Here is a 12357-nt window from a genome sequence, read left to right as displayed (position 1 = left end):
CGAAGAGGACATAGCCGTCACCATCGCTATGCGCATGGGGCGCGAGATCGGGAATGGCGACGGGATGGTAGATCGTCTCGATCTGCGTGCCGTCCATGCCCATCGCGATCAGCATGTCGCGCTGATAGTTGCTGATGGCCAGATAGCGGGCGATGACCTTCTTGTGCCCCAGCATGTCGGACAGACGCATCTCCGCCATGTTCCATGCCGAGCGCACCAGCGATCCGCCGGCGCAGCGGTGCCGCACCACTTGCGCATATCTGCCGCCGCGGCAGTCGGTGCACACATGGCCGTCACGATAAAGCAGCGAGATCGGGCAAACGGCGCGATATTCGTGCAGCGTCTGCACAATGGGGATGTTGCGCCTGGCGATCTCCGGCAGGATCGCCGGGGTCAGCCGTTTGAAGTAGCTGTGAAGGTGGACCAGATCGATCCGCTCTTCGTCCAGGATGCGTCCGATCGCCTGGCGTGCCTTGGGGGAATAGAGTGTCCGCAACAGGTCCGACGCGCGCGTCTCGCTCGTCGGGGAGGCGGGCGGGAAATAATGTTCATACTCGGTCGGCCGATTGGCGGGATCGGCGGCGGCGAACGGTATTACGACCTGGCCGTGGGCGCGCAGAATCTCTTCCAGCCGGAACATGGCGACGTCCATGCCGCCCCGGACATGGTAGTTCTGGCTGACATTCAGGATGCGCAGGGGATCGCCGCTCGTCATCGCTGTCAGACGGCCCCGATCGCCAGCCGGTACCAGCGCACCGGGCGAAGGTGCCGCATGGAGATTGGCGCGGCGATCTCGCGCGCGACGTCCTCGGGTGCGAACTGTTGATGCCAGTAATTGTTGGTGTGGCGAAGCGCGATGCCAAGCGAAACCGGGCGCAGACGGCGCCACCAGCGTGGCGCCACGCCGCTGTCCAGCAGCGCTTCCTGAAGCCGGGCCTGACGCTTCAGGAAGCCGAGCTGCGTTTCCGGCCGGTTCGACACATTGTCCGCGACGCGGGAGATGGCGAGCGCATCCCGCAACTGGATGAACCGGTGAAAGCGTGCGAGCCGGGTCATGAAGAAATAATCGGCCGACGGGTAATCGGCTGCCCGATAGCCGCCGAGCGCCCGGATCACCTCCGTGCGGACGACCAGGCCAAGCCCGCTTCCCACGATGCTGCCGAAGAACATCTGCTTGGGCTTGAGCTGGCGTCGCGACGAAAGGCCGAAGCGGAAGATGTTGCGCACCCGCTCGCTCGCTGGCAGCGGAGCGCTTGTATCGCCGCTGCCGTCGCGCTGGTCGAGGAAGCGCAGCGAGCAGGCGATCGCATCGGCGGAAGGCTCGGCCGCCTGCGCGTGGCGGATCGCCGCCACGAAGCCGGGGGCGAGCAGGTCATCGTCATTGATCAGCGTGAACCAGCTGCCTCGTGCAAGCGCCAAGGTGCGATTCCAGTTGCCGAAGAGCCCGGCATTCACCGTGTTGCGGTAATAGCGAAACGGAATGTCCCGCAGGCGCGGAAAGGCCGCCAGCAGCGCCGCTTCCCCGTTGGTGGCAGGATCATCGTCGACGATCAGCAGCTCCACGCCGTCAAGGTCGGTCTGCGCCAGGATGCTGGCGACGGTCTCCGCCATCAGCTCCGGCCGCCGATAGGTCGGGATCGCGATGGTCAGGCGAATGTCGGCGGTGTCGGCGGAATCGCTGGCGAACAGGCGTTCGCTGTCGAGCGTGGGCAGCGGGGCATCGGGGCTCGGGCGCCAGATGAAGCGTTCGCCGTCACTGGCCGGTTGCGATTGGTCCATCATGTCCGTGCGATCTCACGCCAGGCCATCAACGGCCAGCGCCAGTTGTTATAGGCGAGCTGCACCGTGCCTTGCCACAGCACGATCGCCGTGATCCCCGCGCCGCTCCATCCCAGCAGCAACGCGCCGGCGGCAACGGCCGCGCCCGAAAGCACGGCGGGGCGCAAGAAGGGCACGTTGTTGGCGGTGGTGATGAAAAAGGCGGCGTTGGAGTGGAAGCCTTCCAGCAGGACGATAAAGGCGAGCAGTGCCAGTGTCGGGAGGGGGAGCAAAGACAGATTGCTCCCGATCATCTCCAGGAACACCGGCATGACGAAGAGGATGAAGGCGGCGCCCAGGACGTAGATCAGGGCAAAGGCGATCATCGCGCCGTTGAAGGATAGCCGCAGCGCCGCCTTGTCATGTGCCACCCGGGCAGCGATCAGCCGTGGCATGGCGACCTGCATTGGCAATTGGGCGGCGGCGCACAATGCCATCAACAATTGCAGCGACAGCGCATAGACGCCGCCGATCGCGACACCGACAAAGCTTGAAATCGCAAAAAGGCTGAACCGGGTGACGAGAAAGCCGCCGATCGCAACGGCGCCCATCCGCCCGGCGTTGGGGGCAAGCGTACGCAGGAGGTGGCGCGCGGCGCTTCGATCCACCAGCCGCGAATCCTCTGGTCCCAACACCCCACGCATCAATCTTTGCGCCAGCAGCCGCGCGAACACCTGCGTTGCGACCAGCGTGGCGGTCAAAGCGATAAGGTCACCGCCCAGCATCAGCACCGCGATTCCGGCAAGCGAGAAGGTGGCGCGATTGGCGATGATGTACAGATAGTTCTGCTCTACCCGTCCCGATCCCATCAGAACCGGCGTGATCCACAGGAACGACAAGGTGAGGCCGATGGCGCAGCACTGGATCACCCAGGCGATCTGCACCGAGGTGACGGATACGTCACCCTGGCGCGCAAGAGCGGTGATATAGGGCAGTCCGGCCAGCAGAAGCAGCAGCATCACGCCCACTGCCAGCCAGCGATAGAAGCGGCGGGCCGCCGCGACCGCCTCCGCCGCCAGGCGATAGTTCGGCGGCTGGTCGGCGGGAACCGCTTCCCCCAGCCCCTTCTTTTCCAGCTGCCGTGCACCCGAAAGGGCAAGCGCGATGCCGCGCGTGAAGCTGGGCTGAAAGCCGAAGTCGCATACCAAGGCGAGCGTCTGCATGGTGGCGAAGATGTACCACAGCCCCACCGTCGACGCGGAGAAGCGCGTCACCATGAAGGGGACGAGCGCCAGTGCGGAGCCGAATTGAATGACCTGCGCGGTCATGCCGATGGCGAGCGCGCGGTGCCGACGTATGTGGACGATCAAGTGTTTACGCACCCTGTCGCTGGAAGCGCGGCAGGATGGCCGGCGTCGTTGTGAAATACCGCATTGGGATCGGTCGTCTGTTCCGGCAGCCTGTCTTGTTACCGCGCCCGGATGCGACCGGTGCGGTTATGCCGAACGGCGCACGCGGATCAGATATTGCATGATCATGAACCGCGAAAATCGTCCCAGCGTCACGAAGTTGAACAACTTCTGCTTGCGGCCGAGATAGCCGGATACCGCCTCCAGCTTCAACCCCGCTCTCGTCATCAGGCCGATCGCGGTCTCCTTGGTGAACCAGCGGATGTGCGTGCGATCCATGATGCCGGCATCCTGCAACTCGAACTGGCCGCGCAGCATGAGCGGGAGGACGACGCTGTGATGATTCACGTTCGGGATGCTGGCGACGATCATGCCGTCCTTTGCCAGGCCGCTGGCGAGCGTGTCGACAACAGCCCATGGATCGCGCAAATGCTCCAGTACGTCGAGGCACAGGATCGTGTCGAACGGGCCGTGCTCTTTTAGCAACCGGTTTAGAAAGTCCAGATCTTCCAGATTGCCGCTGACCGCCGCGTCCACTTCCTCGATGGCGTGGTCGGCCACCAGGTCAGCGACCACGACATGGCTTGCCCCGCGAGCCTGCTTCAGTGCGGCGCCGGTCGCGCCGACACCCCCGCCCAGATCGAGCACCCGCCCGGCGGGCTGTGGGATGATATCGAAGACGTCGCTTCGTACAAGATCATGATAGGCGCCTTTGACCTCAGTCATGTACCGCTCCCGCAAGATCGACCCGGCTATTAAGTCGAGCGGCGGGAGAATTTGCAATCAGGTATTTTCGTCTGGGCCTATGTCAGGATCTCGGGAGGGTAGAGAACTCCCCGACCATGATGTCGACAGTCCTTTTGTATCGATTGACAAATTGGCTACTCTGCGCGTGACCGGCGGGGATTCGGTTTCCACTCACGCGAATATGCGCCAGCTGCTCGGCGGGATTGGCGTTCTCGATCGTCGGCTTGCCCAGGATGATGGGCGTTTCGGCGGTTGCCGGGCGAAAGCGGTTTGCGGTCACCGTGATTCGGCTGACATTGTAGCTGAATTCTACGCCGGCGACCTTGAAACCCTCGATCCTATTGTCTCGCACCATCACGCCGCCGGTGTCGCCACCGATGGCGACGCCGATGGGCGTGGCACTGATCTGGTTTTCGGCAATGGTCAGATTGCGCGGTTCGCCATGGATCCGGTTCACGCGAACGCCGGCGATGCGACAGCCGGAGATGATGTTGCGCGCCGTCACGCTGTCGGCCACCGTTTCCAGGAAAACGCCGATGCTGCAGCCGCGAATCTCATTGTCCGTGATGGTCGCGTTGCGAGACGTCGCCACGGTGGAATGGCCCTTGGTATCGTCACCATAGATGTCGATGCCATTGTCATAGCAGTTGAGAACGCGGTTTCCGGTGATGGACACGCCATCGAACTGTGAACACTGGATGCCGATGAAGGCGGTGCCCTCCACCCGGTTGTTGGCGATCCGCAGCCGCCGGGAGACATTCTCGATCGAGCCCTGGAGCATGATCCCCTGGCCCACCGCATTGCGCACCACCAGGTCCTCGACGGTGATCTCGACGCAGCGCCCCTTCCAACCGAGCAGCACCGCGCCGCCGCCGAAATCGTCCTTGAACTGCCCCTGGCCGGCCCGGTTGCCGTCGATGGTAAAGGATCGCAGCGCGGCTCGGGCGATCTCGCCCTTGCTCGCAATGGTGCGCGCATAAGTGCCCGGCCCATGCTGGCGATCGGCGACGCGAATGATGCACCGGTCCCGATCGGTACCCTGCAGCGTCACGCCCGATCGCAGTGTGATGGCGCTGCCGCCGTCGCCATCGTCGGACGCGCGATAGCGCATGAGATAGGTTCCCGGTCCGAACGTCACCACGCCGCCGCCCTGTTTGGCGGCGGTGTCGATCGCCCGCTGGAAAGCGGCGGCGTCATCGGCGATCCCGTCGCCTTTGGCACCATAGTCGCGAACGTCGATGCCGCCTTCGCCCTGCGCCACGTTGCCGCATGCGGCGGAGCCCGCACCGACCAGGGTCGCGCCCAGAACCCAGCGCCGATTGATCCGGATCGGGTCGCTCATCTGTGTCTCCTGCTTGACAATGCCTGCCCCCGTCTGAGCATCCGTAACTGAATGGCACGTGGCCGGCACCGCCAACGCGGCTGACCAATGTGCTCGGAATGGCTCAATGATGCTGGGGGGATTTGGTGCCGATAATTGCTGTGATGCAGCGTGCAGGCTAGGAAGCCGCCATGTCACCCGTCCAGCTCATCCGTCCCAAGCGCCATGGCGATGCCCGTGGCTGGTTCACCGAGGTCTATTCGGAGCCTGCGTTCGCCGCGCTCGGCATCACCTGCCGGTTCGTGCAGGACAATCACTCGCTCTCCGTCCCCCCCTTCACCCTGCGCGGGCTGCACTTCCAGACGCCGCCACGGGGGCAGGACAAATTGGTGCGGTGCATCCGGGGGCGGATCTTCGACGTGGCGGTGGACGTGCGGCGCGGCTCCCCCACCTACGGCCAGTGGGTCGGCGCGGAACTCAGCGCCGATAACGGCCACCAGCTGTTCATCCCGGTCGGCTTCGCGCATGCGTTCGTCACGCTCGAGCCGGATTGCGAAGTCACCTACAAATGCTCGGACACCTATGCGCCCGAGACCGACGGGGGGATCCGCTGGGATTCGGTCGGCATCGACTGGCCGATTCCCGCGGGCGTGACGCCCGAACTGTCGGAAAAAGATCAGAAGCTGCCGAGTCTCGCCGATTTCGACAGCCCCTTCGCCTATGACGGCAATCCGCTGACCCCGCTCGCCTGAAGGACCAATCACGCATGCGTATCTTCGTCACCGGCGGGGCCGGCTTCATCGGCTCGGCCCTTGTCCGTCACCTCATCGAGAACACGACCCATGAGGTCCTGAACTTCGACAAGCTGACCTATGCCGGCACGCTCTCGACCGTCGAGCGGGTAGCGCAATCGAACCGCTATCGCTTCGTGCAGGGCGACATCTGCGATGCTGAGGCGGTCCGCGCCGCGATCGCCGAGTTCAAGCCCGACGTCATCACGCACCTCGCGGCGGAAAGCCATGTCGACCGCTCGATCGATGGCCCGAGTGCGTTCATCCAGACCAATGTCGTCGGCACCTATACGATGCTGGCCGAGGCGCGCAGCTATTGGCAGGGCCTCGAGGGCGACGCCAAGGAGCGCTTCCGCTTCCACCACATCTCGACCGACGAAGTGTACGGCTCGCTGGGTGAGGAAGGCCTGTTCACCGAGGACACGCCCTACGATCCGCGCTCGCCCTATTCGGCGTCGAAGGCGGGTAGCGACCATCTCGTGTCGGCCTGGGGCCACACCTTCGGCCTGCCGGTGCTGATCACCAATTGCTCGAACAACTATGGCCCGTACCATTTCCCCGAGAAGCTGGTGCCGCTGATGATCGCCAAGGCGCTCGATGGCGAGCCGCTGCCGGTCTACGGCAAGGGCGATCAGGTGCGCGACTGGCTGTTCGTCGAGGATCACGTCCGCGCGCTGCAGGCGGTGTTCGAGCGCGGCGAGCTTGGCCGGACGTACAATGTCGGCGGGTTCAACGAGAAGCAGAACATCGAGGTGGTGCACACGATCTGCGCCATCCTCGATCGCCTCCGCCCGCGCGCCGACGGCAAGCCCTATGCGACACAAATCACCTCGGTCGCCGACCGGCCGGGGCATGACAAGCGCTATGCGATCGACGCCACCCGGATCGAGCAGGAGCTTGGCTGGCGGCCCGAGGAGACGTTCGAGACCGGCATCGAGAAGACGGTGCGCTGGTATCTCGACAATGAGAGCTGGTGGCGCCCGATCGTCGAGCGCGGCGCGGCGCAGCGGCGCGGCGTAGCGGCGTGAGCCGCAAGCATCCGTCATGCCGGCCCTGTGCCGGCATCCAGGGCGCCGCAAACCCAGCGGCCGGCGAATGTGCGACCCGCTGGATGCCGGGACGAGCCCGGTCTGACGAAGGAGCCTCCGCATGACGCACGCAATCCTTGTCACTGGCGGCAACGGCCAGCTCGGCACCGAGCTTCAGCGCTGCGCCTGGCCGGAGGGCTATGAAATCGCCGCGATCGACGTCGCCGATCTCGACCTCACCGATACCGCCGCGATTGCCGCCAAAGTGGCGCAACGCCCATGGGCCGCGGTGATCAACGGCGCGGCCTATACCGCGGTCGACAAGGCGGAGAGCGATGTCGTCACCGCCTGGGCGGTCAACGCCATGGCGCCCGCCGCCTTTGGCGAGGCCTGCGCGCACGCCGGTATCCCGCTCGTCCAGGTGTCGACCGATTACGTGTTCGCTGGCGACAAGGCTGGCGCTTGGGAAGTCGACGACCCCGTCGCGCCGCTCGGCGTTTATGGCGCATCGAAATTGGGCGGCGAGCTGGCGGTGCGGACCAGCGGCGTGCGCCATGCAATCGTGCGCACGGCCTGGGTCGTCTCGGCGCACGGCAACAATTTCGTGAAGACCATGCTGCGCGTCGGGGCGGAGCGCGACACGCTGACGGTGGTCGACGACCAGCGCGGCTCGCCGACAGCCGCGGCGGATCTTGCGCAGGCGCTGATGGCGATCACGCTGCGGCTGGTCGAGGATGAAGGCGCGCCGACCGGCACCTTTCACTTCAGCAACGCCGGCGAAACGAGCTGGGCGGGCTTTGCGGCCGAAATCTTCCGCCAGGCGGCCGATCGTGGCGGAGTTTCGGCCAAGGTCACCCCGATCACCACCGATCAATATCCGACCCCAGCCCGGCGACCGGCGAATTCGCTGCTCAGCCACGACGCGATCCGCGCCGCTTATGGCATCGCGCCGCGCCCCTGGCAGGACGCGCTCAGCGACATCCTCGACGAACTGATCGGGCACGCCCAAAAGGACATTAAAGCATGAAGGGCATCATTCTCGCCGGCGGATCCGGCACGCGGCTCCACCCGGCGACGCTGGCGGTGAACAAGCAGCTGCTGCCGGTCTATGACAAGCCGATGATCTATTACCCGCTGTCGGTGCTGATGCTCGCCGGTATCCGCGAGGTGCTGATCATCTCCAGCCCGGAATATCTGGACAATTACAAGCGCTTGTTCGCCGATGGCTCGCCCTTCGGCCTTCAGATCAGCTACGCCGAGCAGCCCCGCCCGGAGGGGCTGGCGCAGGCCTTCACCATCGGCGCGGACTTCATCGGCGACGATAACGTGGCGCTGGTGCTGGGCGACAACATCTTCTTCGGCGCGCATTTGACCGACCTGCTGGCCAGCGCGGTCAATCGCACCCACGGCGCGACGGTGTTCAGCTACCGCGTCGAGGATCCCGAGCGGTACGGCGTGGTGGAACTGGCCGAGGACGGCCGGGCGCTCAGCCTCGAGGAAAAACCCGCGAACCCAAAGTCGAACTGTGCGGTTACGGGCCTGTATTTCTACGACAATCGCGTCGTCGACTATGCCCGCAACCTGAAGCCTTCGGCCCGCGGCGAGCTGGAGATCACTGACCTTAACCGCCTCTACATGGAGGCCGGCGACCTCTACGTCGAACAGATGGGCCGCGGTTACGCCTGGCTCGACACCGGCACCCACGACAGCCTGCTCGAGGCGAGCGAGTTCGTCCGCACCCTCCAGCACCGCCAGGGCATTCAGATCGCCTGTCTGGAGGAGATCGCATACCTACAGGGCTGGATCAGCGAAACCGAGGCGCGCGCAGCCGGCGAGCGTTTCAAGAAAACTAATTACGGCCGCGCAATCCTGAACGCTATTGACGGCTGAGCCGTCAATACGCGTTGTCGTGCCGCATCACCTTGAGCGTACGCAGAATAATCGAAAGGTCGTTCCGCAGCGACCAGGTGGCGACATATTCAAGATCGGCCTGAAGCCTGTTGGTGAGGTCTTCCAGCTGATGTGTGTTGCCGCGAAAGCCGCGCACCTGCGCTAGGCCGGTCATCCCTGGCTTGATGACATGCCGTTCGCGGTAACGCGCATCGACATCCCAATAGAGCACGTCGGCTGCCTTCGCCGCCAATGCGTGCGGGCGCGGACCGACGACGCTCATGTCGCCGGTCAGAACATTCAGAAGCTGCGGTAGTTCGTCGATCGACGTCCGCCGGATGAAGGCGCCCACTCGGGTAACGCGCGGGTCGCCCACCTGAGTCAGCTTGTCCGCCGCGGCATCTGTCAGATCGGTGTACATGCTGCGAAACTTAAAGATGCGAAAGATCGTGTTGCCGCGCCCGATCCGCTCCTGCCGGAAGAAGATCGGGCCGCTGCTTTCCAGCCGGATGGCAATCGCCGTTGCGAGAAGAACAGGGGCAAGCGCGATCAGCGCTGCAAGTGAGAAGACGATGTCGAACGCCCGCTTCCGCGCCCGCGCCGAAAAGGTCATCGGGCCGGCGTTGATGACCATGGTCCGATGCTCGCCGATGCGATTGATGCCGATGGCCCCGATCGTGTCCTGAACGTCTGTCAGGATTTCACCGTCCACGGACAATGTTCGGAGCACCGGCGCCCAGACTGCGGCGCGTTGCGGTGAGCAGGCGATGATCAGCCGATCCGCGCAATCAACGGTACGGGCGAGGTGGTGAAACGCGCGCGGGTCCTTGGTACCCGGCTCAAAGCCCAGAGCAGCCGCCGTCAAAACGGCCTCGTCGCCCTGAGGGGTGTAGTTGATGCCGTCCTCGATCACCAGCGTCGTATGCGCTGAACCTGCCAGCATATGACGGATTGCCGGCTGCAGAAGCTTCCTTGCCGTGATCAGCAGAACAAAGGAGGCAACGAAGCCGATCACGAACACGCCGCGTGAGAAGCCGGCGCTGGCCTTCAGCATATAGGCGATCAGTAGCACCACGCCGCCAGCAATCGTCAAAGCGCTCGCTGCACGCCGCGCGCCAAGGTTGGCATCGTTGAGCGTCGCCGCCCCGTAGGTGCCGTTGCTGCTCGCCTGGAACGCAAACAGCGGCAGGATCACCCCCAGCATCACGAAGCCGTGCTCGATCGGTATCTCTGCCGTCAGATTGACGAACGTGTTCGCCATGATGAACGACAAGGCGATCACTGCGATGTCGCTGCAGATCAGTGCCAGGTAACAGTGCAGGCGCGCCTTTCGGCGATCGCGCGTGCTGACTTGGCCGATGCCGAAGCCGGTCGACGGCAGGCGATGAACGCCGCTCACGCTTTTACGATACTGATGCATGCGAGCGCCCCCATACTGCCGGACGGGCGCCAAGGCAAAGCTGTCCCATGCAGGGTTGCGCCGGCCAGATGCATAAAAGCCGCCGGTTGATGAAATCCCGTCCACTACGTAGAGCGTGAAGCGGCAGCACCGGCCATCGGGACAGGCTGTCGAACAGGGGGCACCAGCACATGCGCATTACGATGATCGGTTCGGGTTACGTCGGGCTTGTTTCTGGGGCGTGCTTTGCTGATTTCGGCCATGCGGTGTGCTGCGTGGACAAGGATGCCAGCAAGATCGAGGCGCTGCATGCCGGGCGCATGCCGATCTATGAACCCGGTCTGGACCAGTTGGTCGCCAGCAACGTGGCGGCGGGCCGGCTGACCTTCACGACCGATCTGGCGGCGGGCGTGGCCGGCGCCGATGCGGTGTTCATCGCGGTTGGCACGCCGTCGCGGCGCGGCGACGGCCATGCGGACCTGTCATACGTCTATGCCGCCACCGAGGAGATCGCGCGTGCCGCGACGGGCCCGCTGGTGGTGGTGACCAAATCGACCGTGCCGGTCGGAACCGGTGACCGGGTGGAGGAGATTCTGCGCGATACCCGGCCGGACATCGAGTTTGCCGTTGTGTCCAACCCGGAGTTCCTACGCGAGGGCGCAGCAATCGGGGACTTCAAGCGCCCTGATCGAATCGTCATTGGCACCGACGACGAGCGCGCACGCGAGGTAATGCGCGAAATCTACCGCCCGTTGTATCTGGGCGAGAGCCCGATCCTGTTTACTGGGCGCCGCACGTCCGAGTTGACCAAGTACGCAGCCAACGCGTTCCTGGCGACCAAGATCACCTTCATCAACGAAATGGCGAACCTGTGCGAAGCAGTGGGCGCTGACGTCAAGGACGTGGCGCGCGGCATCGGGCTGGACAATCGTATCGGGCGCAAGTTCCTCCACGCAGGTCCCGGCTATGGCGGCTCCTGCTTCCCCAAGGACACGCTCGCGCTGCTCAAGACGGCCGAGGATTTCGACACGCCCGTCCATGTCGTGGAAGCGGTGGTAAAGGTGAATGACGCGCGCAAGCGGGCGATGGGGCGCAAGGTGGTGGCGGCGCTTGGCGACGATCCTCGCGGCAAGACGGTTGCGATCCTTGGCCTGACCTTCAAGCCGAATACCGACGACATGCGCGACGCTCCGTCGATCGCGATCGTGCAGAGCCTGATGGACGCTGGCGTCACGGTGAGGGCCTTTGATCCCGAAGGTGCAGAGGCCGCCAAGGCAGTGATGCCGGCGGCGCTTGTCTATTGCCGTGATCCTTATGAAGCGGCGGACGGGGCGGATGCCGTGGCAATCGTCACCGAATGGGATGCCTTCCGTGCGCTCGACCTCGGTCGCCTCAAGGACACCATGAAGGCGCCCGTTCTGGTCGACCTCCGCAACATCTACGAGCGGCAGGACGCGGAGCGCGCGGGCTTCAGCTATAGCGCGGTCGGCCGGTGACGCGGCCGCGCATCGCGGGATTGCTCGAAACCGCGCTCTATGTCGATGACATGGCGCGGTCGGTGGCGTTCTTCCGCGATGTGCTGGGGCTCGTCGCGATGATCGAAAGCGATCGCCTGACCGCATTCGACGCGGGGCATGGCGGTGTGTTGCTCGTCTTCGCCCGGGGCAAGTCCGTCGAGGATGTCGTGACCCCCCGCGGCACGATCCCGGGGCATGACGGCCACGGGCCGCTGCATATGGCGTTCGCGATTGCAGCGCACGATTACGACAGGTGGCGAGCGTATCTGATCGCGCAAAGTGTGGCGATCACTCAGGAGGTCACATGGCCTGCCGGAGGGCGCAGCCTGTATTTCAACGATCCCGAAGGGCACGTGCTCGAACTCGCCACACCTGGTCTGTGGAAAAATGACGCGGACCGGCCCGGCTTGGCCTGAGCGCCATGCTGCATGCCCGGCAGAAGAGCGGAACTGCCGGCCGTTTCCAATGATTTTGATGCCGTGCCGACCCAAGGAGAT

At 64.4% G+C, this 12357-nt stretch carries 12 protein-coding genes; 6 read left to right on the top strand and 6 right to left on the bottom strand.

All coding sequences use genetic code 11. The features are described from left to right. The 5 genes from AX702_RS02705 to AX702_RS02685 form a co-directional block, all read right to left on the bottom strand. On the bottom strand, window positions 1–715 hold a 715-nt coding region (locus AX702_RS02705), incomplete at its 3' end, for a glycosyltransferase (protein ID WP_156455326.1). A 5-nt stretch (window positions 716–720) separates the two neighbouring features. After that, window positions 721–1782 carry a glycosyltransferase family 2 protein gene (locus AX702_RS02700; protein ID WP_082745941.1) on the bottom strand — a complete coding sequence of 354 codons (1062 nt, stop codon included), beginning with the start codon at window positions 1780–1782 and terminating at the stop codon, window positions 721–723. After that, window positions 1779–3140, bottom strand: a complete 1362-nt coding sequence (wzx, locus tag AX702_RS02695; protein ID WP_156455325.1) for an O-unit flippase-like protein — start codon at window positions 3138–3140, stop codon at window positions 1779–1781. Before wzx ends, AX702_RS02700 begins: the two co-directional genes overlap by 4 nt. A 114-nt stretch (window positions 3141–3254) precedes the next feature. Further along, complete coding sequence (locus AX702_RS02690) at window positions 3255–3893, bottom strand: class I SAM-dependent methyltransferase (protein WP_066775845.1); 639 nt, start codon at window positions 3891–3893, stop codon at window positions 3255–3257. 82 nt (window positions 3894–3975) lie between these two features. Beyond that, window positions 3976–5256 (bottom strand): right-handed parallel beta-helix repeat-containing protein, encoded by a 1281-nt coding sequence (locus AX702_RS02685; protein WP_066775843.1) that lies wholly within the window; start codon window positions 5254–5256, stop codon window positions 3976–3978. A gap of 170 nt (window positions 5257–5426) precedes the next feature. On the opposite strand from AX702_RS02685, the gene rfbC reads away from it, so the two are divergent. The 4 genes from rfbC (at window position 5427) to rfbA (ending at window position 8944) form a co-directional block, all read left to right on the top strand. Then, on the top strand, window positions 5427–5987 hold the full coding sequence (gene rfbC / locus AX702_RS02680) for a dTDP-4-dehydrorhamnose 3,5-epimerase (RefSeq protein WP_066775841.1): 561 nt from the start codon (window positions 5427–5429) through the stop codon (window positions 5985–5987). 14 nt (window positions 5988–6001) lie between these two features. After that, the gene (gene rfbB / locus AX702_RS02675; protein WP_066775839.1) at window positions 6002–7054 is read left to right on the top strand and encodes a dTDP-glucose 4,6-dehydratase; all 1053 of its coding nucleotides are present in this window, start codon (window positions 6002–6004) and stop codon (window positions 7052–7054) included. 121 nt (window positions 7055–7175) lie between these two features. Beyond that, window positions 7176–8081, top strand: coding sequence for a dTDP-4-dehydrorhamnose reductase (gene rfbD / locus AX702_RS02670; protein ID WP_066775838.1), 906 nt, complete (start codon window positions 7176–7178; stop codon window positions 8079–8081). After that, entirely contained in the window at window positions 8078–8944 is an 867-nt protein-coding gene (rfbA, locus tag AX702_RS02665) for a glucose-1-phosphate thymidylyltransferase RfbA (RefSeq protein WP_066775836.1), read from the top strand. Before rfbD ends, rfbA begins: the two co-directional genes overlap by 4 nt. Before the next feature lie 4 nt (window positions 8945–8948). Here the strand turns inward: rfbA and AX702_RS02660 are convergent, their stop codons facing one another. Then, entirely contained in the window at window positions 8949–10364 is a 1416-nt protein-coding gene (locus AX702_RS02660) for a sugar transferase (RefSeq protein WP_066775830.1), read from the bottom strand. 170 nt (window positions 10365–10534) lie between these two features. Between AX702_RS02660 and AX702_RS02655 the strand changes: the two genes are divergently transcribed. After that, window positions 10535–11839, top strand: a complete 1305-nt coding sequence (locus AX702_RS02655) for a UDP-glucose dehydrogenase family protein (RefSeq protein ID WP_066775828.1) — start codon at window positions 10535–10537, stop codon at window positions 11837–11839. Further along, complete coding sequence (locus tag AX702_RS02650; protein WP_197420477.1) at window positions 11836–12276, top strand: VOC family protein; 441 nt, start codon at window positions 11836–11838, stop codon at window positions 12274–12276. Before AX702_RS02655 ends, AX702_RS02650 begins: the two co-directional genes overlap by 4 nt. Window positions 12277–12357 lie beyond the last annotated feature (81 nt).

Origin of the sequence: Sphingomonas sp. CCH5-D11 (assembly GCF_001557395.1) — a bacterium.
In the GTDB taxonomy this organism is placed as follows: Bacteria; Pseudomonadota; Alphaproteobacteria; order Sphingomonadales; family Sphingomonadaceae; genus Sphingomonas.
Note: the sequence above shows the minus strand (reverse complement) of the source record. Positions and strands in the feature narration are given on the sequence as shown.